The 26,560-nt window shown below is 62.5% G+C and carries 24 protein-coding genes; 11 read left to right on the top strand and 13 right to left on the bottom strand.

The window, feature by feature from the left end; all coding sequences use genetic code 11:
- The first annotated feature begins 39 nt into the window (after positions 1-39).
- Positions 40-1,032 (top strand): hydrolase, encoded by a 993-nt coding sequence (locus tag ACYCCG_RS06460; protein ID WP_209969374.1) that lies wholly within the window; start codon positions 40-42, stop codon positions 1,030-1,032.
- 48 nt (positions 1,033-1,080) lie between these two features.
- On the opposite strand, the gene ACYCCG_RS06465 is transcribed toward ACYCCG_RS06460, so the two are convergent.
- Both ACYCCG_RS06465 and ACYCCG_RS06470 read right to left on the bottom strand, forming a co-directional pair.
- Complete coding sequence (locus ACYCCG_RS06465) at positions 1,081-1,935, bottom strand: sulfurtransferase (RefSeq protein WP_209969370.1); 855 nt, start codon at positions 1,933-1,935, stop codon at positions 1,081-1,083.
- 35 nt (positions 1,936-1,970) lie between these two features.
- Positions 1,971-2,636: a TetR/AcrR family transcriptional regulator gene (locus tag ACYCCG_RS06470; protein ID WP_176684761.1), complete on the bottom strand. Its 666-nt coding sequence runs from the start codon at positions 2,634-2,636 to the stop codon at positions 1,971-1,973.
- A gap of 151 nt (positions 2,637-2,787) precedes the next feature.
- Here ACYCCG_RS06470 and ACYCCG_RS06475 point away from each other — a divergent pair, with 151 nt between their 5' ends.
- From ACYCCG_RS06475 to ACYCCG_RS06495, 5 genes are all read left to right on the top strand, one after another.
- Positions 2,788-4,218: a coniferyl aldehyde dehydrogenase gene (locus ACYCCG_RS06475; RefSeq protein WP_209969368.1), complete on the top strand. Its 1,431-nt coding sequence runs from the start codon at positions 2,788-2,790 to the stop codon at positions 4,216-4,218.
- A 10-nt stretch (positions 4,219-4,228) separates the two neighbouring features.
- Positions 4,229-4,714, top strand: coding sequence for a twin-arginine translocation pathway signal protein (locus tag ACYCCG_RS06480; protein WP_459669793.1), 486 nt, complete (start codon positions 4,229-4,231; stop codon positions 4,712-4,714).
- Positions 4,715-4,734: 20 nt separating this feature from the next.
- Positions 4,735-6,333 carry a GMC family oxidoreductase gene (locus tag ACYCCG_RS06485; RefSeq protein WP_459669794.1) on the top strand — a complete coding sequence of 533 codons (1,599 nt, stop codon included), beginning with the start codon at positions 4,735-4,737 and terminating at the stop codon, positions 6,331-6,333.
- A 112-nt stretch (positions 6,334-6,445) separates the two neighbouring features.
- Entirely contained in the window at positions 6,446-6,931 is a 486-nt protein-coding gene (gene coaD, locus ACYCCG_RS06490) for a pantetheine-phosphate adenylyltransferase (protein WP_010955660.1), read from the top strand.
- 101 nt (positions 6,932-7,032) lie between these two features.
- On the top strand, positions 7,033-7,284 hold the full coding sequence (locus ACYCCG_RS06495; RefSeq protein WP_003249063.1) for a YfhL family 4Fe-4S dicluster ferredoxin: 252 nt from the start codon (positions 7,033-7,035) through the stop codon (positions 7,282-7,284).
- A gap of 104 nt (positions 7,285-7,388) precedes the next feature.
- Here the strand turns inward: ACYCCG_RS06495 and mutM are convergent, their stop codons facing one another.
- Both mutM and ACYCCG_RS06505 read right to left on the bottom strand, forming a co-directional pair.
- On the bottom strand, positions 7,389-8,201 hold the full coding sequence (gene mutM, locus ACYCCG_RS06500; RefSeq protein ID WP_459669796.1) for a bifunctional DNA-formamidopyrimidine glycosylase/DNA-(apurinic or apyrimidinic site) lyase: 813 nt from the start codon (positions 8,199-8,201) through the stop codon (positions 7,389-7,391).
- Between the two features lie 3 nt (positions 8,202-8,204).
- Positions 8,205-9,023 carry an HDOD domain-containing protein gene (locus ACYCCG_RS06505; protein ID WP_176684827.1) on the bottom strand — a complete coding sequence of 273 codons (819 nt, stop codon included), beginning with the start codon at positions 9,021-9,023 and terminating at the stop codon, positions 8,205-8,207.
- 175 nt (positions 9,024-9,198) lie between these two features.
- On the opposite strand from ACYCCG_RS06505, the gene ACYCCG_RS06510 reads away from it, so the two are divergent.
- Both ACYCCG_RS06510 and ilvD read left to right on the top strand, forming a co-directional pair.
- Positions 9,199-10,395, top strand: coding sequence for a class I SAM-dependent rRNA methyltransferase (locus ACYCCG_RS06510; protein WP_004575470.1), 1,197 nt, complete (start codon positions 9,199-9,201; stop codon positions 10,393-10,395).
- Positions 10,396-10,665: 270 nt separating this feature from the next.
- A complete protein-coding gene (ilvD, locus tag ACYCCG_RS06515) occupies positions 10,666-12,507 on the top strand; it encodes a dihydroxy-acid dehydratase (RefSeq protein WP_003249056.1) in 1,842 nt (613 codons plus the stop codon).
- Positions 12,508-12,574: 67 nt separating this feature from the next.
- On the opposite strand, the gene darG is transcribed toward ilvD, so the two are convergent.
- The 4 genes from darG to ACYCCG_RS06535 form a co-directional block, all read right to left on the bottom strand.
- On the bottom strand, positions 12,575-13,663 hold the full coding sequence (gene darG, locus ACYCCG_RS06520; protein ID WP_209969361.1) for a type II toxin-antitoxin system antitoxin DNA ADP-ribosyl glycohydrolase DarG: 1,089 nt from the start codon (positions 13,661-13,663) through the stop codon (positions 12,575-12,577).
- Positions 13,663-14,304 carry a type II toxin-antitoxin system toxin DNA ADP-ribosyl transferase DarT gene (gene darT, locus ACYCCG_RS06525; RefSeq protein WP_019752695.1) on the bottom strand — a complete coding sequence of 214 codons (642 nt, stop codon included), beginning with the start codon at positions 14,302-14,304 and terminating at the stop codon, positions 13,663-13,665. Before darT ends, darG begins: the two co-directional genes overlap by 1 nt.
- Positions 14,301-14,879 (bottom strand): DarT ssDNA thymidine ADP-ribosyltransferase family protein, encoded by a 579-nt coding sequence (locus ACYCCG_RS06530; protein ID WP_209969355.1) that lies wholly within the window; start codon positions 14,877-14,879, stop codon positions 14,301-14,303. The genes darT and ACYCCG_RS06530 overlap by 4 nt, the downstream gene beginning before the upstream one ends.
- 97 nt (positions 14,880-14,976) lie before the next feature.
- Positions 14,977-16,032, bottom strand: a complete 1,056-nt coding sequence (locus ACYCCG_RS06535; protein WP_021783642.1) for an HAD family hydrolase — start codon at positions 16,030-16,032, stop codon at positions 14,977-14,979.
- A 244-nt stretch (positions 16,033-16,276) separates the two neighbouring features.
- On the opposite strand from ACYCCG_RS06535, the gene ACYCCG_RS06540 reads away from it, so the two are divergent.
- Entirely contained in the window at positions 16,277-17,668 is a 1,392-nt protein-coding gene (locus ACYCCG_RS06540) for an L-cystine transporter (RefSeq protein ID WP_459669800.1), read from the top strand.
- 273 nt (positions 17,669-17,941) lie between these two features.
- On the opposite strand, the gene ACYCCG_RS06545 is transcribed toward ACYCCG_RS06540, so the two are convergent.
- Positions 17,942-18,457, bottom strand: coding sequence for a dihydrofolate reductase (locus ACYCCG_RS06545; protein WP_176684755.1), 516 nt, complete (start codon positions 18,455-18,457; stop codon positions 17,942-17,944).
- A gap of 54 nt (positions 18,458-18,511) precedes the next feature.
- Here ACYCCG_RS06545 and ACYCCG_RS06550 point away from each other — a divergent pair, with 54 nt between their 5' ends.
- Both ACYCCG_RS06550 and ACYCCG_RS06555 read left to right on the top strand, forming a co-directional pair.
- The gene (locus ACYCCG_RS06550) at positions 18,512-19,903 is read left to right on the top strand and encodes a DUF2868 domain-containing protein (protein ID WP_209969345.1); all 1,392 of its coding nucleotides are present in this window, start codon (positions 18,512-18,514) and stop codon (positions 19,901-19,903) included.
- Positions 19,896-21,260 carry a GTPase/DUF3482 domain-containing protein gene (locus tag ACYCCG_RS06555; protein WP_209969343.1) on the top strand — a complete coding sequence of 455 codons (1,365 nt, stop codon included), beginning with the start codon at positions 19,896-19,898 and terminating at the stop codon, positions 21,258-21,260. Before ACYCCG_RS06550 ends, ACYCCG_RS06555 begins: the two co-directional genes overlap by 8 nt.
- A 364-nt stretch (positions 21,261-21,624) precedes the next feature.
- Here ACYCCG_RS06555 and ACYCCG_RS06560 read toward each other — a convergent pair whose 3' ends face one another.
- The 4 genes from ACYCCG_RS06560 to ACYCCG_RS06575 form a co-directional block, all read right to left on the bottom strand.
- Positions 21,625-22,650 carry a putative 2-aminoethylphosphonate ABC transporter substrate-binding protein gene (locus tag ACYCCG_RS06560; RefSeq protein WP_176685683.1) on the bottom strand — a complete coding sequence of 342 codons (1,026 nt, stop codon included), beginning with the start codon at positions 22,648-22,650 and terminating at the stop codon, positions 21,625-21,627.
- Between the two features lie 18 nt (positions 22,651-22,668).
- Positions 22,669-24,393, bottom strand: a complete 1,725-nt coding sequence (locus tag ACYCCG_RS06565) for a putative 2-aminoethylphosphonate ABC transporter permease subunit (protein WP_459669804.1) — start codon at positions 24,391-24,393, stop codon at positions 22,669-22,671.
- Position 24,394: 1 nt separating this feature from the next.
- A complete protein-coding gene (locus ACYCCG_RS06570; protein ID WP_459669805.1) occupies positions 24,395-25,453 on the bottom strand; it encodes a putative 2-aminoethylphosphonate ABC transporter ATP-binding protein in 1,059 nt (352 codons plus the stop codon).
- A 231-nt stretch (positions 25,454-25,684) separates the two neighbouring features.
- Positions 25,685-26,554 carry a LysR family transcriptional regulator gene (locus ACYCCG_RS06575; RefSeq protein ID WP_459669807.1) on the bottom strand — a complete coding sequence of 290 codons (870 nt, stop codon included), beginning with the start codon at positions 26,552-26,554 and terminating at the stop codon, positions 25,685-25,687.
- Positions 26,555-26,560 lie beyond the last annotated feature (6 nt).

Consider the following 26,560-nt stretch of genomic DNA (forward strand, 5'->3'; position numbering starts at 1 on the left):
TCGTGGCAAGCTAGAACGGCACATCATGAGTCGCCTAGCATGCCCAGCCACAACGCCACATTCCGTCCGGCCATAGGCCTGTCCAATCCCCACCTGCAGACCCTGTGGGGGCCGCTCTGGCGCAAGCTGCCTGAGCTGCAGCGTGACCGCGAGCGACTGTGGCTGGCCGACGGCGACTTCATCGACCTGGACTGGCACGGCCCGCACCAACCCCATGCACCACTGGTACTGGTGCTGCATGGGCTGACCGGCTCGTCTCACTCACCTTACGTGAAAGGCTTGCAGCAAGCGCTGCAAGGCCGCGGCTGGGCCAGCGTGGCAGTGAACTGGCGTGGTTGTTCAGGCGAACCCAACCTGTTGCCGCGCAGCTACCATTCCGGCGCCAGCGAAGACCTGGCGGAAATCGTCAGTCATCTTCGCGCCCAGCGTCCGCTGGCGCCGCTGTACGCGGTGGGCTATTCGCTGGGTGGCAATGTACTGTTGAAATACTTGGGTGAGAGCGGCGTCGCCAGCCAACTGGAGGCAGCAGTTGCAGTATCGGTGCCCTTTCGCCTGGACCACTGTGCCGACCGTATCGGCCAAGGATTCTCCAAGGTGTATCAGGCGCATTTCATGCGCGAGATGCTGGCGTATGTTCAGCTCAAGCAGCGGCACTTCCACGCCCAGGGCCAGCATGAACAGCTGGCGACACTGGAACGCCTGGGCCAACTCGACAACTTGCGCACATTCTGGGACTTCGACGGAAAAGTCACTGCACCGCTCAATGGCTTTCGCGATGCACACGACTACTATCGCCGCTCATCCAGCCACTTCTTCCTTGGCCAGAACCGCACACCAACGCTGATCATCCATTCCAGCGATGACCCATTCGTGTCCAGCCACAGCCTGCCGACGGCCCGTGAACTGTCACCACAGACCCGCTTCGAACTGCATGACCGCGGTGGGCATGTGGGTTTTGTCGATGGCAGCCTGCGAAATCCGGGGTACTACCTGGAACGACGGATTCCGCAGTGGCTGGTGGACGGTAGCTAGCCTCAATTCGTAACGGCTGCCCGCCCCACAGGGTTCAACCCGGTCTGCTTACTCGCCAGTGGCCACAGCATGCTGCGGGTTGTTGATCCAATCGCTCCACGACCCGGCATACAACTTGCCCAGCGGGTACCCCGCCAGCGCCATGGCAAACAGGTTATGGCAAGCCGTTACCCCAGAGCCGCAGTAAGACACCAACTGCGCCGGTGCCCGCCCGGCCAGCTTTTCAGCAAAGCGCTGCTTAAGCTGATCCGCCGGCAAAAAACGCCCATCAGCCCCCAGGTTGTCGGTAAACGCCGCGCACTGGGCACCGGGAATATGCCCCGCCACCGGGTCGATCGGCTCCACTTCACCACGAAAACGCGGCAAGGCACGCGCATCGATCAAGGTCAGGTCTATGCTACCAAGGCGCTTGCCCAGATGGTCGGCATCAATCAGCAGCTTCGCGTCCGGTTCACCACTGAAAGTGCCCTCTCGTTTGGGCGGCGGGTCCAGGCTCAACGGCAGGTGCGCCGCGTGCCAGGCCTTCAGGCCGCCGTCGAGAATCGCCACACCGCTGCGCTTGCCCAGCCAGACCAGCAGCCACCAGGCCCGGGCGGCAAAGGCGCCGGGGCCATCGTCGTACAGCACCACTTCGCTATCGTTGTTCAGGCCCCACTCTCGCAGGCGCTCGACCAGCCGCTGCGGATCGGGCAACGGGTGGCGCCCGGTGCGCCCCTTGCTCACCGGCCCGCTGAGGTCGCGGTCCAGGTCGGCAAAATGCGCCCCGGCAATATGCCCCTGGGCATAGCTGCGCTGGCCATAGTCCACATCCTCGAGAGCAAAACGGCAGTCGAGGATCACCAACCCGGGCGAGTCCAGTCGCTCGGCCAACTGCTGCGGGGTGATCAATTGCGCAAGGGGCATGACAATCTCCTGATCAATGGCACGAGGGCCCTGAGCTAGTGCTCCAGGGCCTGGTTGAACGGTACATGGAATTCCTCGCACAGTGCGTCCACGGCAGTGCGAGCATTGTCGGTGACGAAGCCGAGTTCCAGCACCAGCACCTGATAGACGCCGCGCTTGAAGGCTTCTTCACCCAAGTGCGCGGAATGTTCACGCGTGGTGCTGAGAAAACGTACCCATGACGTCAGCACGATCCAGGCGTTGATGGTCAGCGATTCGATCTGTGCCGGCGCCATGGCCAGGATGCCCGCCTCGACGAAGCCGCGGTAGATCGCCTGGCCCTGGCGCAGGCAGCGCTCGGAAAATCGCCGGTAACGGGCGGCCAGTTCGGCATCGCTGTCCAGCAGATGCTCCAGGTCACGGTGCAGGAAGCGGTAGTTCCACATCGCCGCCAGCAGGGCCTTGAGGTAGAAGCGCTTGTCTTCCACGGTTGCCGCGCGGCCCTGTGGCGGGCGCAGAAAGCTGTCCACCAGCGCTTCGTACTGGCTGAACAACAGGGCAATGATCGCCTGCTTGTTGGGGAAGTGGTAATACAGGTTGCCGGGCGAGATTTCCATGTGCGCGGCGATGTGGTTGGTACTGACGCTGCGTTCGCCCTGCTGGTTGAACAGCTCCAGGCTGTTCTGCACGATGCGCTCTCGGGTCTTCATGCGCGGGGCCATGCTCAGCTCCCAGTCTGCGGGCCTTCATCAAAGGTTTATCTTACGGCTTATTACAGGTGGAATGCACCGTTGAACGGCCTGTAAAAATTCGCACCATGGTACAAATTAGAGTATAGGCTCTAGGCAACCCCTGCCCGGACTCGACACCGCCATGAACTCGTCCAGTGCCTTGCCCTCTGTGCAATCCGACCTCGACCTCGCGACGGCGTTCGCGGCCCAGCGCCTGGCCTTTGCCGGTAACCCGCTGCCACCGGTGGCGCAGCGGCGGCAGTGGCTGAAAAGCCTGCGTGAAGCCTTGCTGAGCAGCCAGGCAGAACTGATCGACGCCATCAGCCAGGATTTTGCCGGGCGCAGTGCGGACGAGACCTTGCTGGCCGAGCTGCTACCGTCAGTACAGGGCCTGCGCCACGCCGAAAAGCACTTGCAACGCTGGATGCGCAGCAGCCGACGCCGCGTCGGCCTGGCGTTCCAGCCGGCCAGCGCACAGGTGCGCTATCAACCCTTGGGCGTGGTCGGCATCATCGTACCGTGGAACTACCCGCTGTTCCTCGCCATCGGCCCGTTGACCTGCGCCCTGGCCGCCGGCAACCGGGTCATGCTCAAGCTTAGCGAGGCCACGCCCGCGACGGGCCTGGCCCTGCAGCAAGTGCTCGAGCGCGTGTTCCCCACAGACCTGGTCAGCGTTGTGCTCGGTGAGGTCGAGGTGGGCCAGGCCTTCGCCCGCCTGCCCTTCGACCACCTGCTGTTCACCGGTGCCACCAGCGTGGGCCGCCAGGTGATGCAGGCTGCCGCACACAACCTGACCCCGGTCACCCTGGAGCTGGGTGGCAAGTCCCCCGCTATTGTTTCTGCCGATGTGCCGCTGGACAGCGCCGCCGAGCGCATCGCCTTCGGCAAGACCCTCAACGCCGGCCAGACCTGCGTCGCCCCCGACTACGTACTGGTGCCGCGCGAACGGCTGCCCGCCTTCAGCGACGCCTACCAGCGCGCCGTGCACCGACTGTACCCGCGCATCGCCGACAACCCCGACTACACCGCCATCATCAACCCGCGCCAGTTGCAGCGCTTGCAGCACCTGCTGGACGATGCCCGCGCCAAAGGCGCGCAAGTACTCGACTTGTACCCAGGCGAAGCCCCTCAGGGCCGGCGCATGCCGCCACACTTGCTGCTGGACGTGAACGACAGCATGCAGGTGATGCAGGACGAAATCTTCGGCCCGCTACTACCGCTAGTGCCTTATGACGGCATCGACCAGGCCTTGGCCTACATCAACCAGCGCCCGCGCCCATTGGCGCTGTACTTCTTTGGCTATGACCGCCGAACCCAGGAGCATGTGCTGCGTCACACCCACTCCGGTGGTGTGTGCCTGAACGACACCTTGCTGCATGTCGCCCAGGACGATCTGCCCTTCGGTGGCATCGGCCCTTCAGGCATGGGCCACTACCATGGTCACGACGGTTTCCTGACCTTCAGCAAGGCCAAGGCGGTACTTGCCAAGCAACGTTTCAACGCCGCACGGCTGATTTACCCGCCTTATGGCAAAGCCTTGCAGCGCCTGGTCTACAAATTGTTCATCCGCTGAGGGCCGCGCCATGCACCGCCGCGAACTGCTGCGCTTCAGCCTCGGCGCCAGTGCTTTTCTGGCTGGCGCCAGCCTGGTGGGGTGCAGCGCGCAAACCGCCGCGACCGGCTATCAGGTACTCCGTGACGACGACCTGCCCCTGCTGCGTGCGCTGATCCCGGTGGTCCTGGCCGGTACACAGGCCACCGATGCGCCGGTGTTGCGCAGCCTCGACAACAAGCTCGCGGCGTTGTCGCCGGAAATGCTCAAGCTCACCCGGCAATTGTTCGACGTGCTCAGCCTGCCGCTGACTCGCGGCCCGCTGACCGGCGTCTGGGGCAGCTGGGGCCAAGCTGGCACCACACAGGTCACGGCGTTCCTGCAGCGTTGGCAGGACAGCTCGCTGAACCTGCTACGCATGGGGCACGCCTCGTTGCTGCAACTGCTGCAAATGGCCTGGTACGAACGCCCCGAATCCTGGGCAGACTGCGGTTACCCGGGCCCACCAAAAATCTGAAAACAACAAGAGCATCGCCAATGCCTGTCCCCGACCCGTTTCGCCAAGGCCTCGAACGCGGCTGGATCACCCACGACGCCTCGCGCCTGGAGCACGACCTGTTTCTGGAGGCCGACATCGCCGTGATCGGCAGTGGTGCCGGCGGCGCCACCAGCGCACAGGTGCTCAGCGCTGCCGGTTTCAAGGTACTGCTGATCGAAGAAGGCCCACTGAAGACCAGCAGCGATTTTCACCTGCTGGAGAATGAAGCTTACGCCAGCCTTTACCAGGAAGGCCTGGGGCGCATGAGCAAGGATGGCGCCATTACCATCCTGCAGGGCCGTGCCGTGGGGGGCACCACGCTGGTGAACTGGACCTCGAGCTTTCGCACCCCGCCGCAAACCCTGGCGCACTGGGCCTCGGTCCACGGCGTGAACGGTTTGGGCGAGGATGAACTACGCCCCTGGTTCGAACGCATGGAGCAGGAACTGGGTATCAGCCCCTGGGCCTTGCCGCCGAATGCCAACAACGATGTGCTGCGTCGGGGCTGCGAACATCTGGGCTACCGCTGGGGGGTGATCCCGCGCAACGTGCGCGGCTGCTGGAACCTGGGCTACTGCGGCATGGGTTGCCCGGTGAATGCCAAACAATCGATGCTGGTGACCCGTATACCTGCCACCCTCGAGCAAGGCGGCGAGCTGCTGTACCTGGCACGGGCCGAGCGCTTCACCCACAACGGCGAACGCATTCAGAGCCTGACATGCCAGGCCCTGGACGCCCAAGGCATACACCCAACCGGCAGGCAGGTCAGCGTGCGGGCACGCCATTACCTCCTGGCCGGTGGCGGTATCAACAGCCCGGCCCTGCTGCTGCGCTCTGCCGCGCCCGACCCACATGGCCGCCTGGGCAAGCGGACCTTCCTGCACCTGGTCAACTTCAGTGCGGCACGCTTCAGCGAGCGTATCGACCCCTACTATGGCGCCCCGCAGTCGATCTACAGCGACCATTTCCAGTGGCAAGGGGGCGCAGACGGTCCGGTTGGCTACAAGCTGGAAGTACCGCCGCTGCATCCGGCCCTGGCCAGCACCCTGCTGGGCGGGCACGGCCACGAGAATGCCCGGCGCATGGCCGAGCTGCCCCATACCCATGTGATGCTGGCGCTGCTACGCGATGGTTTTCACCCCGAAAGCCAGGGTGGGACCGTGGAACTGCGCGGCGATGGTTCACCCGTGCTCGATTACCCGGTCACCGACTACCTGCGTGACGGCTTGCGGCGCGCCTACCGGAGCATGGCACAAGTCCAGTTTGCCGCTGGCGCCACCCAGGTAACCCCGGTGCACAGCGACGCCAGCGCCGCATCAGGCCTGGAGCAGGCCCTGACCATGATCGACAGGCTGCGCCTGGAGCTCTTCCGCACGCGCTTGGGCAGCGCCCATGTGATGGGCGGCTGCGCCCTCGGCGAAGATCCGCGCCAGGCGGTGTGCGACAGCCTGGGCCGCCATCACCAGCTGGAAAGCCTGTCGATTCACGACGGCTCGCTGTTCCCCACCAGCATCGGCGCCAACCCGCAATTGTCGGTGTATGCCATCAGCGCCAGGCTCAGTGAAGCACTGGCCACCCGCCTGGCACACAGCGCATGACAACGAATATGACCCCTGTCTATAGTGCCATCAGTCGGCCGCATGACTTGGCCGGGGCGCCGTCGCTGCGCTACCATCCGACTCCCCAACGCACTCCAGCCAGGATGACGCGATGAACCGAGTGTTGTACCCGGGTACTTTCGACCCCATTACCAAAGGCCATGGCGATCTGGTCGAGCGCGCTTCGCGGCTATTCGACCACGTGATCATCGCGGTGGCGGCCAGCCCCAAGAAAAACCCGTTGTTCCCGCTGGAACAACGGGTTGAGCTCGCCCGTGAGGTCACCAAGCACCTGCCCAATGTCGAAGTCATCGGCTTCTCTTCCCTGTTGGCGCATTTCGCCAAGGAACAGGGTGCCAACGTCTTCCTGCGTGGCCTGCGTGCGGTGTCCGACTTCGAGTACGAGTTCCAGCTGGCGAACATGAACCGGCAACTGGCCCCCGATGTCGAGAGCCTGTTCCTGACGCCGTCGGAGCGTTATTCGTTCATTTCCTCGACCTTGGTCCGGGAGATTGCAGCGCTGGGCGGTGATATCAGCAAGTTCGTCCACCCGGTGGTAGCCGACGCGCTGACTGAACGCTTCAAGAAGCAAGCCTGACGCCTGATTGTCGCGCCCGCGTGCACTGCGGGCGCGAATGCGGCACAATTGTGCCCATTGCGTTGAACATGCCCGGGCTGTGAGCCCCGGCCGGAGCCCCCATGTCCCTGATCATCACCGACGATTGCATCAATTGCGACGTCTGCGAACCCGAGTGCCCGAACGAGGCTATCTCCCAAGGCGAAGAGATCTACGTGATCGACCCTAACCTGTGCACCCAGTGCGTAGGCCATTACGACGAGCCGCAGTGCCAGCAGGTCTGCCCGGTCGACTGCATCCCGCTGGATGAAGCGCACCCGGAAACCGAAGAACAGCTGATGGCCAAGTATCGCCGGATCACTGGCAAGGGCTGATCACTGCCCTTCTCTGCACGGTCCCTGTGGGAGCGGGCATGCCCGCTCCCACAGTTACCGCGGCAACGTTCAGGTTTCGCTTCAACAGGTTCGCAGCGAACGTTTCATCGCTGGCAACGCGGGCAGTACACGCTCGCCCTCTGCCCCAGCTTCACCTCGCGCAACTCAGTGCCGCATACCTTGCACGGCTGCCCGCCACGCCCGTACACAAACAGTTCCTGCTGGAAGTACCCCGGCTGCCCGTCGCCACCGATGAAGTCACGCAGGGTAGTACCGCCCTGCTCGATCGCCGCCGCCAGCACCCGCTTGATCTCGGTCGCCAGCTTCAGGTAGCGCGCCCGGGAAATCCCGCCCGCCTCCCGGCGTGGGTCGATACCGGCAGCAAACAGCGCCTCGGTGGCGTAGATGTTGCCCACTCCCACCACCACCGCGTTGTCCATGATGAACGGCTTGACCGCCATCGACCGCCCGCGGGACAGCTGGAACAGCCGCTCACCATCGAACAGGTCGGTCAGCGGCTCAGGCCCCAGGCGCAGCAGTAGCTCATGGTTCAGAGGGTCCAGGCTCCACAGCATGGCACCAAAGCGGCGTGGGTCGGTGTAGCGCAGCATCAGCCCGGACTCCAGTTCGATGTCGACATGCTCATGCTTGGCCGCCGGCAAGCCCAGCTCGACCAGCCGCAGGTTGCCCGACATGCCCAAGTGGCTGATCAGCGTCCCCACTTCGGCATTGATCAACAGGTACTTGGCGCGTCGCTCCACGCTGACGATGCGCTGCCCTGACAGACGCACATCGAGGTCTTCCGGAATCGGCCAGCGCAGGCGTCGGTCGCGTAACACCACACGGCTGACGCGCTGGCCTTCCAGGTGTGGCGCAATACCGCGCCGGGTGGTTTCTACTTCTGGCAATTCCGGCATGTGTCAGTGTCCGCCCAACTCGCGAATGTTCTGCTTGAGGTTTTCGAAATCGTATTCCGACAAGCCAATGTAATCGAGCACCAACGGGCCGACCGCATTCCATTCGTGGTCCACCGACTGGTTGCCCAGCACCCGGTAGGACGCGCAGATATGCTCGGCCATCTTCAGCACCGCCAGCAGGTTTTTCAGCTGGCTCTGGGTGTTGCGCGAGGTATCGTCGCGGAACACGGCCAAGGCATTGTGGTGGTTGGCGATGGCCGCACTGAGGTGTTCGGGCAAGCGCCAGGATTTGGCTGTGAAGTAGCCAACCACTGAATGGTTGGTGTTGAACGCTCGGTTTTCGGTATCGACCACGCGTGTTTCTTCATCGGCCTTGGCGTATGCCTCTTCCAGCACGTCCATGTAAGTGGGGAAGCGCTTGAGCATCAACGGCACGCCACAGTCATGGAAGAGGCCAAGGGTATAGGCCTCGTCCGCCGCCTGAATGCCGGTTCGCTTGGCCAGCGTCAGGCAGGTCATCGCCACGTCCTGGGCGGTATCCCAGAAGCGGTTGAGGGTAACGATGGTCTCGTCGCTCATCTCACCCTTGATCGACTGGGCGTTGATCAGGTTGATGATCGAACGACTACCCAGCAGGTTCACCGCACGCTGGATCGAACCGATCTTGTTGGACAAGCCGAAGTGCGGAGAGTTGACCAGCTTGAGCAAGGCGCCAGAGAGGCCCGGGTCCTGGGAAATCAGCTTGGCGATGGTTTCCAGGTCCGGGTCAGGCATGTACTGCTCGAACTGCAGATCGACCATGATCTGCGGTTGAGGCGGGATGGTGATGCCTTGCAAGGCTTGCTGGATCTGTTCGGCGCTGAGTTCTTGGGACATACGTGCACACTCGTTTAGGACGCGGCATTTTAACCCTCTAAGCGCCCCCGGTTACCACTCCTCTAAAGGCGAAAGCACCGCAGACACGTTATAATCCCGCTCTTTTTCCCGGAGCGACGTCATGTCCCTGCCCAGCCTTCGCCTCAAAGCCAATGCCGACCGCCGCCTGCGCGCCGGCCACCTGTGGGTCTACAGCAACGAAGTCGATGTCAGCGCGACCCCTTTGCAAGGCTTCCAGGCGGGTCAGCAGGCCATTCTCGAGGCAGCCAACGGCAAGCCGCTGGGCATCGTCGCGCTGAGCCCTAACAACCTGATCTGCGCCCGCCTGCTGTCACGCGACATCAAGCTGCCGCTGGACAAGTCGCTGCTGGTACACCGCCTGAACGTCGCCCTGTCGCTGCGCGAGCGCCTGTTCGACCAGCCGTGCTACCGCCTGGTCTACGGTGACTCCGACCTGCTCCCAGGCCTGGTGGTCGACCGCTTCTTCGATATCCTCGTGGTGCAGCTGGCCTCGGCCACCATGGAAGCGCACAAGGATGACGTGATCGCCGCACTGGTGCAGGTGCTCAAGCCCAGCGGCATCCTGTTCAAGAACGATTCCGCCGCGCGCGACGCCGAAGGCCTGCAGCGCTATGTCGAGACCGTCTACGGCGAAGTGCCGGACTGGGTGCCGCTGGAAGAGAACGGCGTCAAGTTCGAGGCCCCGGTGCGCGAAGGCCAGAAGACGGGCTGGTTCTACGACCACCGCATGAACCGCGCCCGTCTGGCACCGTACGTGAAGGGCAAGCGTGTACTCGACCTGTTCAGCTACATCGGCGGCTGGGGCGTGCAAGCCGGTGCCTTTGGCGCCAGCGAAGTGTTCTGTGTCGATGCCTCGGGCTTTGCCCTGGACGGCGTGGAGCGTAATGCTGCACTGAACGGCATCAGCGAGAAGCTGACCTGCATCGAAGGCGACGTGTTCGAAGCCCTGCGCGAGCTGAAGGCGGCCGAAGAACGCTTCGACGTGATCATTGCCGACCCACCTGCCTTCATCAAGCGCAAAAAAGACCTGAAAAACGGCGAAGCGGCCTACCGCCGCCTGAACGAACAGGCCATGCGCATGTTGAACAAAGACGGCATCCTCGTCAGCGCCTCGTGCTCGATGCACCTGCCCGAGGACGATCTGAACAACATCCTGCTGACCAGCGCCCGCCACCTGGACCGCAACATGCAGTTGCTCGAGCGAGGCGGTCAGGGCCCGGATCACCCGGTACACCCGGCCATCGCCGAAACCCGCTACATCAAAAGCATCACCTGCCGGTTACTGCCGAACAGCTGAAATCTGCCAAAAAGGGCCGCCCAGCGGCCCTTTCCTGCCGCAATCCCCCCGCCAACCATCCACATCTGCATTCCCTCACCGCGCCAGCGGTGTAGAATCGGCCTATTCATCGCCAGTCATCCCCGGCGGGTTTATGAGCTCTGGTCAAGCACGCGGCGATCCCGCGCCGTCTTGGCCCCATCCGTGCCAGTGGCAACCGGCCTGCGGCGCAAAGGACAAGAGAAGCTCACTCCCCTATTTGTGACCTGATTAAGCCGCCAGGAGTGTTTCATGCCTGATTATCGTTCCAAGACTTCCACCCAAGGCCGCAACATGGCCGGCGCCCGCGCCCTGTGGCGCGCCACCGGGATGAAGGACGAAGACTTCAAGAAACCGATCATTGCCATCGCCAACTCGTTCACCCAGTTCGTCCCGGGCCATGTGCACCTGAAGGACCTGGGCCAGCTGGTGGCTCGCGAAATCGAACGCGCCGGTGGCGTGGCCAAGGAATTCAACACCATCGCGGTCGATGACGGCATCGCCATGGGCCACGACGGCATGCTGTACTCGCTGCCAAGCCGCGAAATCATTGCCGACGCCGTGGAATACATGGTCAATGCGCACTGCGCTGACGCCATCGTCTGCATCTCCAACTGCGACAAGATCACCCCCGGCATGCTGATGGCCGCCCTGCGCCTGAACATCCCGGTGATCTTCGTTTCCGGCGGCCCGATGGAAGCCGGCAAGACCAAGCTGGCCAGCCACGGCCTGGACCTGGTCGATGCCATGGTCATCGCAGCCGACTCCACGGCCTCCGACGAGAAAGTCGCAGAATACGAGCGCAGCGCCTGCCCGACCTGCGGTTCGTGCTCCGGCATGTTCACCGCCAACTCGATGAACTGCCTGACCGAAGCCCTGGGCCTGGCCCTGCCGGGCAACGGCTCGACCCTGGCCACCCACTCCGACCGCGAGCAGCTGTTCCTCACGGCCGGCCGCACCATCGTCGAGCTGTGCAAACGCTACTATGGCGAGAATGACGAGTCGGTCCTGCCACGCAGCATCGCCAACTTCAAAGCGTTCGAAAACGCCATGATGCTGGACATCGCCATGGGCGGTTCGACCAACACCATCCTGCACCTGCTGGCAGCAGCACAGGAAGGTGAAGTGGCGTTCGACCTGCGCGACATCGACCGCCTGTCACGCAAAGTGCCGCAGCTGTGCAAAGTGGCGCCGAACATCCAGAAGTACCACATGGAAGACGTCCACCGCGCTGGTGGCATCTTCAGCATCCTCGGTTCGCTGGCCCGTGGCGGCCTGCTGCACACCGACCTGCCGACCGTGCACAGCCGCAGCATGGAAGAAGCCATCGCCAAATGGGACATCACCCAGACCGATGACGAAGCCGTGCACACCTTCTTCAAGGCCGGCCCTGCCGGTATCCCGACCCAGACCGCATTCAGCCAGTCGACCCGTTGGGAAACCCTCGACGACGACCGTGAAAACGGCTGTATCCGCAGCTTCGAACACGCCTACTCGCAAGAGGGCGGCCTGGCCGTGCTGTACGGCAACATCGCGCTGGATGGCTGCGTGGTCAAAACCGCCGGTGTCGACGAATCGATCCACGTGTTCGAGGGCACCGCGAAGATCTTCGAAAGCCAGGACAGCGCCGTGCGCGGCATCCTCGCCGACGAGGTGAAAGCCGGCGACATCGTGATCATCCGCTACGAAGGCCCGAAAGGCGGCCCAGGCATGCAAGAGATGCTGTACCCGACCTCGTACCTCAAGTCCAAAGGCCTGGGCAAGGCCTGCGCCCTGCTCACCGACGGTCGCTTCTCGGGCGGTACCTCGGGCCTGTCGATCGGCCACGCCTCGCCAGAGGCCGCGGCGGGTGGCGCCATCGGCCTGGTGCGCGACGGCGACAAGGTACTGATCGACATCCCTAACCGTTCGATCAACCTGCTGGTCAGCGATGAAGAGCTGGCGGAACGCCGTGTCGAGCAGGACAAGAAGGGCTGGAAGCCAGCCGAGGTCCGTCCACGCAAGGTGACCACGGCGCTCAAGGCCTATGCGCTGCTGGCCACCAGTGCCGACAAGGGCGCGGTGCGTAACAAGGCAATGCTCGAAGGGCTGTAAGGGCTTTTAGCGTGAAAAAAAGAACCGGCGCCCTGGGCGCCGGTTTTTTTTGATTGTTCATTGACGGTCAGTGAAGCGAGGTGACTGGGTCGGATCGAAACATTGACAGCTTTTGAAGAGCGATTCCAAGTGCCTCGTCATCGAACAGTTTGCTTTTTCGAGCAGCGGCACCTACCCCTCCTGACCAACTTTTCAGGTGTTCGCGAACTGCCGGGACTGTCGGCTCAACACCATCTTCATGCAATAACCAATCAACGGTGGCCAGCAGCTCCATACCAAACGGAGACTCGAAACCATCAATCAACTCGGCAGTGAACTCCAACGCCGGCAAATAGGCCTTGGCTTCACTGTTCAGATACGCCTGTAAAAATGACTTGCGCCCCTCATCAAACCAGATAACGTCCAGAGGGCCTGCATCGCTGATCCGCTTTCGGCAGTGTAAATAGCTGCCATCCAGGTTATCTAGCAGGTGCTCAAGCCGGTTGGCGTAAGGACCATACTTATGAGCGACAAACTTCAATTCCAATGGATTGATGCCTGGCGTGAACCGCTCGATTGATCGCTCCAGAAACCAGGCAAGCTTCTGGACTTCGAGCAAGCTGCACTCCATCCCCAGCACCCAATAGCGGCGCACAAGCTCTGCAATCAAGGCTCGAGCCGGGGTCAAAACCTCAACACCACTGCGCTTGGAAACGTTTTGATAATTTGCCGTAGGCTCGAAAACGAAAACATCCGCGTCCAGATCACCCAGAACGCTCTGAATCTGTTCTCGTACCGCAGCCCAAGGCAACCCTCCATTACCAGCACCAAGTGGAGGGATAGCAATCGATGCCACCTGGTTATTGATAATGAAGTTGCGCAAATCATGAAGGCCCTCGACGATCCAGCCGATTTGCGAAGGTGAGCGCCAATGCCGCTTGGTTGGGAAATTCACAATCCAGCGTGGACCGTCCAGCTCACGCACTTCAGTAACAAACATCTTCCCGGTAACTACCTCTTTCGCTTTGCAGGCAGCAGCATACTGGCGATAGTTCTCGACAAAACGCTCCTTGAACATCAGCGCGATGCCTTTCCCCATCACCCCTACGGTGTTAACTGTGTTAACCAGCGCTTCGGCCTTGGCCTCCAGCAGGTTACCTTGCATAAAGCGGATCATTAGAAGTACCACCCAGGACGAGCATACACAGGGAGATTCAATCGACGTTGCTGAACCTCCTTGTCGACACGCCCCTTCAAAGCTTCGTTGTAGCAGACAATTCCCAGAAGGGCAGCAACTGGGACATGTCCATGGATAAGGGCCTCCGCCTGATAACGCTCCATTTTCCGAGGGTCATCAGGGTCACGTTTGAAATCCCTGCGCTGCAAAATCTCCCAATCGATTTTGTCCAGCTGCGTGAGGTCACTGTAGTAGCCGGCCCAATGCGGGTAGGCATGGGCATCCGTGAACACAAACTGCAAACCCAGCGACTGCGCATGGTACAGGCTGGAGACAAGAATCACGATCTCTTCGTTCCGCCGCTGAGGAACACCCCACCCCGAATGAATATTCTTCATCATCACGGAGAACGGGGTGAAGTAGAACGGTACATAATCTGCCAGCGTCCCATTGGGTTCCAGAGGCACACGGCGTTGCGCTCGCTTGCTGATCAGCTCTGGATTGCCAATTCCAACGTAGGTGCTGGAAAGCTTCCCGGAGGAGACCGCGTGCAGCCCATGATCCAGAACCCACGACAGGTTATCGCGGTGAACAATTCGCCAGATGAGTGCCTTGGATGGGTTGAGACTGGAATAAATCATCTAGGTGGGAACATGTTTGGATTCGAGTCGATCCACAGATTGCCCATCCCCGCTCCTCTTGCTTCCCGCGCTACGGATTGCTGGATTTCAGGTGATGGCGTATAGATTTTTGAAAACTGGGCCGCCAGTACTGGGCCCGGGGCTAAGCACTCAGCCATGCAAATGTGCTTGCACAAGGGATCACGATACTCTCGTCGCTCCATCATGTCCCAGTCAATTGCTCCAAACCCTGCTTCATAATCCAGTAACTCGAACGTGCCACCGGCCAACGGATGCCTTGGTATCACCCGCCAGTTGGACTGACGAGCGTGGCTTCTGGCCACGGCAATTAACACAAAACGCTCACCCGATTGATCCTGATGCACTCTGCCATCGAAGGGGTTTTTCGCAAACCAATGAAATGGCACAAACTGTTCCAGCCCCTCATCCCGCCGGCCTTCGATAATTTCAGGATCAGTGATATCGGTAAAACCGGCCTGCAAGTGGGCTCTGGGAAGCAAGCCCCTTCGCATGATGGAAGGGACATTTTCAATACTTGTCAGGTGGTAGATGAACTGCTGATCTCGAATAGCCACTGGCAACCTCCGGCAGAAATGACATCCATGTGCCATCAACCATAGTCATTGGATCCACACCTGCCAGGGCGCAGCCAGCTCAAATCAAACCTAACCCCTATTGAATCTGCTCCGGCGTGACGATCACCCAGTTCTTGTCGGCCGTCACCGGCAACCCTTCCTTGGCCTGCGCCGCCGCATTTTTGGCAATCATCCCGTTGAGCTGGTCCATGTACTTGGCCTTGCGGTTTATCCACAGGTGGATACCGCCTTTGCCCACATCCACACCGTGGAACTGCATGTAGCCATCGCTGGTCGGCGTGTCGCCGCCCACCAGCACCGGTTTCTTCCATTCATCGATGTAGGTAAGGATCGCCGCCTGCTTGCCCGCCATCCAGGTGGCCGGAGTCCACAGGTAGGGGGTCAGCTCCAGGCCCTCGTTAGCCTTGGCATCGTAGTGCCCGGCGCTGATCTGCTTGCGCGCAGTGGTCAGCTGGCCGCTGGCGCGGTCCTTGAGCAGCAGGCTCACGCCAATCACGTTCTGGGGTTTCACGTTGTATCCATACTTGGGGTCCGAGGCGACCATGCGTACCAGCTCTTCGGAGGCAGCCGAAACCACATAGACCTCGATGCCATTCTCCATCAGCTTGTTGTACAGCTCGGCCTGGCCCTTGAAGACCTTGGGCGGCTGAACCTCGATGGCCTTGACCTGGTCGCCTTCGTAATAGGTGCTGGGGATCGGCTTGGTCGAGGCCATCAGCTCATCCACCTGCGCCTTCAGCTGCTTGAGGGTAAAACCGGAGAACACCTGGGCTACCCACGGGTAGCAGACCATGTCATCGATTTCACACAGCCGGTAGTAGTAACTGAACAGGCTTTCCTTGTGCTCGGCAGTGTCCTTGAACGGCATCAGCTTCAACGAAGGGTCGAGCTTGTCGCGGCTTAGCAGGCCCTTGTTTTCCATGAACGGAAGCAAGGCTTCTTCCAGGTCATAGCGGTAACTGGTGTTGTCCATGTCGAATACCGCGTAGTTACCCTTGTTGGCATTGGCGGCGATCATGCTGTCGAGCTGTTTGGCCGCGTCGGCAGGCCAGTGTTTGAGCTCGGTGGCGAAGGTTTCGATACTGAACAGCAGGGACAGGCCGATGGCGGCGGCTTTCACAGCGACTTTCATGTACGAATCTCCTGAAATGACCCAGAAACGCTAGTGCAACAATCCTCACTGCAAACCCTCGATAACGACCCCCAGGCAACTGTAAACGCCTTGTTCATTGCAATTCGCGACACCTCGTTATTCCATAAACGACTATGTAAATTCCATTTGGGTATAAATTCGTTTGTTTTCAGGCTGTTAGCATTTCCGTTCGCAATCGCTCACAGAGGCGATGCCACTTCTGCTTTTTTCTGCTGGAGCTTCAATGAACCTGCCGCTGTCACTCAACCTGCTGGCGTTCCTGGCCCTGTTGCTGGGCCTGGCACAAACCCGCCGCACCGACTGGAGCCTGGCCAAGAAGGTACTGCTTGGCCTGGTGCTGGGCGTGGTCTTCGGCCTTGTGCTGCATACGATCTATGGCGCAGGCCACCCCGTGCTCAAGGCAACCATCGCCTGGCTCGATCTGGTCGGCAACGGCTATGTCGGCCTGTTACAAATGATCGTCATGCCGCTGATCTTCGCCTCGATCCTCAGTGCCGTGGCACGTTTGCACAATGCCTCTTCGCTGGGCCGCATCAGCGTGCTGAGCATCGGCACCCTGCTGCTGACCACTGCCATTGCTGCCCTGATCGGCATTGTGTTGACCAACCTGTTCGGCCTAAGCGCCGAGGGCCTGGTGGCCGGCGTCCAGGAAAGCGCACGCATGCAGGTTATCCACAGTGACTACGCGGGCAAGGTCGCCGACCTCAACATCCCGCAACTGCTGCTGTCGTTCATCCCCAGCAACCCGGTAGGTGACCTGGCGCGGGCCAAGCCGACCTCGATCATCAGCGTGGTGATCTTTGCGGTGTTCCTCGGCCTGGCCGCGCTGCAGTTGATCAAGGACGACGCCGAGAAGGGCGAGCGCGCCCTGTCGGCCATCGACACCCTGCAGGCGTGGGTGATGCGCCTGGTGCGGGTCGTGATGAAGCTGACCCCCTATGGCGTGCTGGCGTTGATGACCAAAGTCGTGGCCAGCTCCAACACGGAGGACATCCTCAAGCTGGGCAGCTTCGTGGTGGTGTCGTACCTGGGCCTGGGGTTGATGTTCGTGGTGCACGGCATGATCCTCGCCGCCACCGGCGTGAGCCCGCTGCGCTTCTTCCGCAAGGTGTGGCCGGTGCTGACCTTCGCCTTCACCAGCCGCTCCAGCGCCGCCAGCATTCCGCTGAACATCGAGGCACAAACCCGCCGTCTGGGGGTGCCGCAATCGATCGCCAGCTTCAGCGCATCGTTCGGCACCACCATTGGCCAGAACGGCTGCGCCGGGCTCTATCCGGCCATGCTGGCGGTGATGGTCGCGCCAGCGGTAGGCATCGATACCTTAGACCCGCTGTGGATCGCCACCCTGGTGGCAATCGTCACGCTGAGCTCGGCAGGCGTTGCCGGCGTGGGCGGCGGTGCCACCTTCGCCGCGCTGATCGTGCTGCCAGCCATGGGCTTGCCGGTGGAGTTGGTGGCGCTGCTGATTTCGGTGGAGCCGCTGATCGACATGGGCCGTACGGCGTTGAACGTGAACGGTTCGATGACGGCGGGCGTTGTCACCAGCCAGCTGTTGAAAGAGACGGACAAGGAAGTGCTGGCCGGTGATGAACATGCCGAGCTGAGCCACACCTGACAGATCGCCGGGGCGCAATGCGCCCCTTTCGCGACAAGACCGCTCGTGTCTTGCTCAAAGTCTGAACACCCTGCTGTCCCCCGTAGGAGCGGGTTCACCCGCGAAAGGGCCAGGCCTGCTGGCCAATTTTCACCAGCCGTTCGCCGTTGCCGCCGCTATCGTATTCGCGGGTAAACCCGCTCCTACAGGGTGGTGGATACACATCGGGGGTTGGACACAGGCCGCTGTAGGAGCGGGTTCACCCGCGAAGGGCTGCAAAGCAGCCCCAACATCTCAACCCTTATCCCAAACCTCGAAGTGATACACCGGCTTACCTTCCTCAGCCCGTGCCTCGCTAGAGGTCAGCCTCCACTGCCCTTCATCAAACGCCGGGAACCACGCATCCCCCTCTGGCGCCAATTCAACCCGCGTCAGGTACATTCGGCTGACCAGCCCCTTCTCCAGCGCCTGCCCATACAGCTGCGCCCCGCCAATCAGCATCAGCTCACCGACGCCCTGCTCGCGTGCCCACTGCTCGGCCCGCACCAAAGCCTCTTCAAGCGAGGCGAACACCTCGGCACCCGCCAGTTCAAGCCCCGGCTGGCGGCTGACCACGATGTTCAGCCGCCCCGGCAGCGGCCGCCCCAGCGAATCCCAGGTCTTGCGCCCCATGATGATCGGCTTGCCCAGGGTGGTGGCCTTGAAGTACTTGAAGTCCCCCGGCAAATGCCAGGGCATGGAGTTGTCGATGCCGATCACGCGGTTCTCGGCATACGCCGCGATCAGGCTGAGGGGGAGTGATGTATTCATGCCAGCGAGGATAGCACCGGGCGTGTGGGTTATGCTTCTGCCTTGACCTGTGCAATGGAAGACCTTGTGACTGCACCCACGCCACTGGACAAGCGCTGGCTCACCGAAGCGGTACGCCTGCGCGAAGAACATGCAGGCCCGCTGGAAGACCAGGAAGCCAATCGCCACGCCCGCCAGCTAGGTGGCGACCTGGCCACGCGCATCGAAACACGTGCGCTGTTCCTGGCCGAGCGCGATGGCATGACCGGCGCCCTGCGCCATTGGAAGCAGGGCGCGCGCCTGGCGCTGCTGGCCTTGCTGCTGATGGCCGTGCTCAGCGGCGCAGGCCTGGGGCTGGCCGCCCTCGGTGACGGGCAGCGCCCGGTGAATGTGTTCTGGGCTCTGGGCAGCCTGCTCGGGCTGAACCTGCTGATGCTGCTGGGCTGGGCCATGGGTTTTGCCCTGAGCGGCGAGCATGGCGCAGGGCTGGGCCGCTTGTGGCTGTGGCTAAGCGAACGCTTTGCCCGCGATGCCAAGGCCGCGCACCTGGCGCCAGCGCTGCTGATGCTGCTGCAACGTCAACACCTCAACCGGTGGCTGCTCGGCCTGTTGGTACATGGCCTTTGGCTGTTGGCGATGCTTACCGCACTGGGCATGCTGCTGGCCTTGCTGGCGACCCGGCGCTATGGCTTTGTCTGGGAAACCACCTTGCTCGCCCCCGCCCCGTTCATTCACCTGACCCAATCGCTGGGCGCCCTGCCCTCGTTGCTAGGCTTCGCCGTGCCAGACGAAGCCATGATCCGCGCCAGCGGCGACAGCCTGCCGGCCCTGGACATGGCACGCCAGGCCTGGGCCAGCTGGCTGCTCGGCGTAGTGCTGGTATACGGCCTGCTGCCCCGCCTGCTGCTGGCCGGGTTGTGCCTGTGGCGCTGGCGCCAGGGCCGTGAACGCCTGATGCTAGACTTGGGCCTGCCCGGCTACACGCAACTGCGCGAAGCACTGATGCCGCGCAGCGAGCGCATCGGCGTGCAGGATGCAGCCCCGGAAGCCTTGCCGCAGTTTGCCGCCAGGCAGCTGGAAAGCGGCAGCAGCGGTGCCCTGCTGGTGGGCCTGGAGCTGGACGACCAGCGCCCTTGGCCACCCGCCCTGCCAAAAAGCGTGACCGATGCCGGCGTGCTCGACAGCCGCGAATCACGCAACCGCCTGTTGGAACAGCTCAGCCGCTTCCCACCGGCACGCCTGGCCATCGCCTGCGACCCACGCCGCTCGCCCGACCGCGGCAGCCTGGCGCTGCTCGCCGAACTGGCGCGCAATGCCGGCGCCACCCGTATCTGGCTGCTGCAGGCTGCACAAGGTCAGCCCCTCGATGCCGAACGCCTGGGCGATTGGCACGAAGCCCTTGACCGCCTTGGCCTGCAACATGCCGACACTTCACCGCTGACCTGGCTGGAGCATGGCCATGACTGAGCCACTGAAACTGGCCGTCGTCGGCCATACCAATGTTGGCAAAACCTCGCTACTGCGCACCCTGACCCGCGACGTCGGCTTTGGCGAAGTGTCCCACCGCCCCAGCACCACCCGCCATGTGGAAGGTGCGCGACTGTCTGTGGACGGTGAACCCTTGCTGGAGCTGTACGACACGCCCGGCCTGGAAGATGCCATCGCGCTGCTGGACTACCTTGAACGTCTGGAACGCCCGGGCGAGCGTCTGGACGGCCCGGCCCGCCTGGAGCGTTTTCTGCAGGGCAGCGAAGCACGCCAACGTTTCGAGCAGGAGGCCAAGGTATTGCGCCAACTGCTGGCCAGTAATGCCGGGCTGTATGTGATCGATGCGCGCGAGCCGGTGCTGGCCAAGTACCGAGACGAACTGGAAGTACTGGCCAACTGCGGCAAGCCGTTGCTGCCGGTGCTCAACTTCGTCGCCAGCAGCCAGCACCGCGAACCGGAATGGCGTGAAGCCCTTGCCCGGCTTGGGCTTCACGCCTTGGTGCGGTTCGACAGCGTGGCCCCGCCAGAGGATGGCGAACGCCGTTTGTACGAAAGCCTGGCGCTGCTGCTGGAAAGCGCCCGCCCGGCGCTGCAACGGCTGATCGACGACCAGCAGGCACAGCGCTTGGCACGCCGGCACAGCGGCAAGCGCCTGATCGCCGAACTGCTGCTCGATTGCGCTGCATGCCGGCGCAGTGTCGAGGCCGAACCGGCGGCAGAAGCCCGGGCCATCGAGGCGCTGCGCCAGGACATACGCCAACGAGAACAACGCTGCGTCGAGGCCTTGCTCAAGCTGTATGCCTTCCGCCGCGAGGATGCCCATGCCAGCGACCTGCCGTTGCTGGATGGCCGCTGGGGCGATGATTTGTTCAATCCAGAGACGTTGAAACTGCTGGGCGTGCGCCTGGGCAGCGGCGTGGCGGCGGGGGCGGCAGCGGGGGCCGGGGTCGATTTGCTGGTTGGTGGCCTTACCCTCGGCGCGGCGGCGCTGGCCGGGGCGATTGCCGGCGGTGCGCTGCAGACGGCGCGCAACTATGGTTCGCGGTTGATGGGCAAGCTCAAGGGCAAGCGCGAGCTGACCGTGGACGACACGGTATTGCGTCTGCTGGCCTTGCGTCAGCAGCAGTTGATGGTGGCGCTGGATAACCGCGGGCATGCGGCGCAGGACAGTATTCGCCTGGGTGAGCTGGATGAAAAGGCCTGGCGTGAGGGCAAGTTGCCGGAAGCGTTGGTCAAAGCGCGGGCGCACCCGCAGTGGTCCACCCTGAATACCGGGGCCAAGCTGAATCAGGCTGAGCGGCAGGAGCAGTTGGAGGCGCTGGTTTCACAGATTTGAGCCAGCAGGGTCGGCCTCTTCGCGGGTGAACCCGCTCCTACACGGCGGCCTGTGTACAACCACCGATGTGTGTCCACCGCCAATCCGGTGTAGGAGCGGGTTTACCCGCGAATACGGTAGCGGCAGCAACAGTGAACGACGGGTGGAAATTGGCCAGCAGGGCCGGCCTCTTCGCGGGTGAACCCGCTCCTACACGGCGGCCTGTGTACAACCACCGATGTGTGCCCACCAATCCGGTGTAGGAGCGGGTTTACCCGCGAATACGGTAGCAGCAGCAACAGTGAACGACGGGTGGAAATTGGCCAGCAGGGCCGGCCCTTTCGCGGTATACCCGCGAAGAGGCCGGCCCTGCAATAGTGAAGCGTTACTGCTGGGCCACCTTCTCCGACTTGCCGTCATAGCGCTTGCGCCATTCGGCCAGAATCTGGTCGCGGTTCTTCGAGGCCCAGGCAAAGTCGTTCTTGATCAACCGCTGCTCATAATCTGCCGGCAGTTCGGTCTGCGGCTTGGCAATGCCCGGCGCGGCCAGTACGGCGAAGTTTTCCTTGTACAGTTCCATGGCCGCCGGGCTGGCCGAGAAATCGGCCAGGCGCTTGGCCGCATCCGCCTTGGGCGAGCCTTTGATCACCGCGGTCGCTTCGATCTCCCAGCCCAAACCCTCCTTTGGCAGCACGATGTCCAACGGCGCGCCTTGGCGCTTGAGCTGCACGGCCGGGTATTCGAACGAAATACCGATCGGGAACTCGCCCGCCGCCGCCAGCTTGCACGGCTTTGAGCCAGAATGAACGTACTGGCCAATGTTCTGGTGCAGCGCGTCCATGTAGGCCCAGCCCTGCGGCTCGCCAAAGGTCTGCAACCAGGCACTGACATCCAGGAAGCCGGTACCGGACGAAGCCGGGTTGGGCATGACGATCTTGCCCTTGTACTCGGGCTTGGTCAGGTCCTGCCAGCTCACCGGTTTGCTCAGGCCCTGTTTCTCGGCCTCGATGGTATTGAAGCAAATGGTGGCGGCCCACACGTCCATGCCGACCCAGGCTGGCGGGTTGGCGGCGTCGCGATAATTGCCGGAGATCTTGCCCAGGTCCTTCGGCGCATAGGCTTCGAGCATGCCGTTCTGGTCGAGGATGGCCAGGCTCGATGCCGCCAGCCCCCACACAGCATCGGCTTGCGGGCGCTCTTTCTCGGCCAGCAGCTTGGCGGTGATGATGCCAGTGGAATCACGCACCCACTTGATCTCGATATCCGGGTTGGCCTTCTCGAAGGCCTGCTTGTAGGTTTTTAGCTGTTCGGCTTCCAGAGCGGTGTAGACCGTCAGCTGGGTATCGGCGGCTGAAGCCTGCAGGCTGAACACGGCGGAAACGGCAGCGGCAAGGGTAAGGTGCTTGTGCATGGGTAGGTTCCTTGGAAGTCAGACGGTCGCGGCGCGTTGGCGCCAGGCTTGGGAACGGCGCAGCAGGCCGCGCGAGGCTGCAGCCAGCAACAATGAGGCGCCGGCACTGGTCAGCAGGATCAGGGTGGACATTGCGGCGGCACCGCCAACGTTGCCGGCGTCGTCCATGTTCAGCACAGCAACGGCAGCCAGGAGGGTGTCGGGGCTGTACAGGAAAATCGCTGCCGACACGGTGGTCATCGCCGATACGAACAGGTAGCGGATGATATCCAGCAGTGCCGGCAAGCAGATCGGCACAGTCACGCGCAGGAAGTGCTTGTACAGCGGCGCTTTCAACGACAGCGCGGCGGCCTCGAACTCGCCGTCGAGCTGGCGCAGGGCGGTGGTTGCGGTCATCTGCGCGGTGGTCAGGTAATGGGCAATGGTGCACACCACCAGCAACCCCATGCCGCCGTAAAGCACATGCAGCGGGTTGCCGTTCAGGTTGAAGAAGAATACGTAGCCCAGGCCCAGCACCAGGCCCGGCACGGCCATGGGGATGAAGCTGAGCAGGCGCAGCGCATGGTTGAGCAGGCGTTGGCCCTGGGTCTTCTCCATCAGGTAGGCACCGGTGAAGATCACGATGCTGCCAATCAGCGCGGTGCCAATGGCCATGGTCACGCTATTGCGGTAGGCCAGCCAGCCGCCACCGGCAGTGTCTTCGAACATGTAGTGGCGCAGCGACAACGACAGGTTGTAGGGCCAGAAAGTGACCAGCGAGGAGTACACCGCCATGCCGATCACCAACAGCAACGCCGCACACACCAGCAGCACAATGGTCAGGAAGCAGGCATCGCGGCCGCGTGATGGCTTGGGTTCGAACACCTGGGCACGGCCGCCCATTGCCTCGCCCTGGCGCCTACGCAGCCAGGCGTCGACGGTAAAGCTGAACAGGGCCGGCAACAGCAGCACCATGCCGATCAGCGCGCCACGGCCGAACTGTTGCTGACCCACCACCGCCTTGTAGGCTTCCAGCGCCAGCACTTGATAATCGCCCCCCACCACGACCGGTACACCGAAGTCTGTGATAGTCAGCGTGAATACCAGGCAAAACGCCGCGAATACCGCCTGGCGCGAGGCCGGCCAGGTGATGCTGGTGAACGCCCGCCACGAGCCTGCCCCCATACTGGAGGCCGCATCGAACAGGCGAGCATCAGCCAGTGACAATGCCGACAGCAGAATCATCAGCGCATGCGGGAAGGTGTAGATAGCCTCGCCCAGCACGATGCCCCAGAAGCCGTAGATATTGTCGCTGAGCAACCCGCGCAGCAGGCCCTGATTGCCAAACAGGTAGACCAGGGCGATGGCCGGCAGCATCGACGGTGCCAGCAATGGCAGCAGCGATATCCCCCGCCACAGGCCCTTGGCCGGGATCAACGTGCGTTGCAGGGCAAAGGCGAACAAATAGGCCAGCGGTACCACAATGGCCGCGACGGTGAAGGCCACCGACAGACTGTTGCCAAGTAGCCAGTGGAAGCTGGGGCTGGCGAACAGTTCACGGGCCGCCAGCAAGCCACCACCCTGGCCCGCTTCCCCGCTGAAACCACGCCAGAAGATCGCCAGCAAAGGCATCAGCACGGCCAGCACCAACAGAATCAGCAGCAGGCTCTTGCCGCCGACGACGAACAACCGGTCACCCAGGGCGATGCCAGCACGCGGCGCGGCTTTGGCCTGGCTCAACGGCAGGGACATTGGCGCGGCCATCTCAGGCAAACACCTGCAGGCTCTGCGGTGGCAACGCCACCCAGATGTCCTGCGAGCCCAAGTGCGGCATGGCCTCGGGGGCCAGCTCGGCCAGCAGGGCATGGCCTGGCAGAGCCTTGAGTTCAAAGCTCATGCGGCAGCGGTTACCGAGGAAGGTGATTTCGCGAACCATGGCCGGGAACAGGTTTTCTTCGTGCACCACCGGGTTGACCGTGATCGCTTCCGGGCGGCAGAACAGCCGGCCACTGCTGGCCTGGGCTGAACCCGGCGCCAGGCGCATGTTCATGTCGCCGACCTGGGCATGGCTGTCGCTGCTGCGGTGGAAAGGCAGCCAGTTGCCCTGGCCAACGAACTCGGCGACGAACGGCGTGGCCGGGTGGTCGTAGATTTCCTGCGGGGTGGCGTACTGCTCGACCTGACCGTTGTTCATCACCGCAATGCGGTCGGCCATCAACATGGCCTCGTCCTGGTTGTGGGTAACCATCAACGTGGTGATACCCAGTTGACGCTGCAGTTGACGCAGTTCGGTGCACAGGTGCTCGCGCACCCGGGCGTCCAGCGCCGACATCGGCTCATCGAGCAGCAGCAGCGATGGCGACGGTGCCAGCGCGCGAGCCAGGGCCACACGTTGCTGCTGGCCACCGGAGAGCTGGCCTGGGTACTTCTTCTCGCTGCCCGACAGGCCTACCAGTTCGAGCATTTCGGCCACCCGCTGGCGGGCCTGCTCCCGACCACTGCCCGACAGGCCATAGGCGATATTGGCTTCGACGGTAAGGTTGGGGAACAGCGCGTAGGACTGGAACAGGATGCCGTAGTCCCGCGCCTGGGGGGACAGATCGGAGATATCACGTTCGCCGATGTACAGCGTACCGCGGTCCTGGCGTTCCAGGCCGGCAATGCAACGCAGCAGCGTGGTCTTGCCACAGCCGGATGGGCCGAGCAGGCACACCAGCTCGCCCGCGGCGATGTCCAGCGAGACATCGTTGAGCGCCGTGAAGGCTCCGAAGCGCTTGTGGATATTGCACACTTTTATCTGTGCGCCGGGGGTGGTGTGGTTCATGGCAGGGCCTCATCGAAGAGATGGGGCCATGCTAGGCAGGCTGTGCGAAGGTTCTGTGGCTTTAAGGCAAAAGCCGGTGATAGTGGTATAGGCAGATTTAGTAGTGGCCTGTGCCGGCCTCTTCGCGGGTAAACCCGCTCCTACAACGGAATACGTGTACGCGGAAAATGCAGGCATGCGGGTACGCTGAAATGCAGGAGTGCGTTTAGCCGCGAAGAAGCCAGCAAAAATCTAGAACTGCGAACCGGCCACTTCCTGCGCCACCCCCAGGAATGCCGCCGGCAACCGGGCCTGGCGCCGTTCCTTCAGGCAATACAGGTACTCATGCATCACCGGCGCATTCTCCAGCGCCAGCACCCAGAGCTCAGGGTTGTGCGGCACCTCATGGCGGGCAATCACGCTGATGCCGATATTGCGCAGCACCGCTTCGCGGATCGACTCGCGGCTGCCGATTTCCATCATGGCGCTGGCCTTGACCCCAGCCTCCTGCATCATCTGCTCGGTCAGCTTGCGTGTGGTCGAGCCCTTCTCGCGCATCAGCAGGCAATGCCCCGACACCACCTCGATCGACACCGTCTGGCGATGGGCCAGCGGGTGGTTGCGGTGCACCGCCACCACCAACGGGTCAGTGCCCAGTATCCGCCGCACCAACCGCGCGTCCTCCACCCATTGCGACGACGCGGCAATATCCACCCGGTAATCCTCGAGCATTTCCAGTACCTGCTGCGAATTGCCGATCTCCACCGCTACCTCAACCTGCGGCAGGCGTTCGCGATAGACCTTGACCAGGTCGAGAATGTAGTAAGGCGCAGTGGCAGCGATGCGCAGGCTGCCCTGGGCCTGGCCACTGTTGCGCAGCTCGAACTCGATGTCGGCTTCCTGCTGCAGCAGCGCCTTGACCATCGGCAGCAGGCGTAGGCCCTCCTCGCTCAATACCAGGCGCCGCCCGCCGCGGTAGAACAACTCCACAGCGTACTGGCCTTCCAGGCTGCGGATCTGGGTGGTCACCGTGGGCTGGCTAAGGCCAAGCTTCTTCGCCGCCTGGGTGATGCTGCCCAGACGGGCCACCATGTAGAAGGCCTTCAGCTCGGCACTCAGCATGCACGT

The organism is Pseudomonas sp. VEM90, assembly GCF_054611535.1.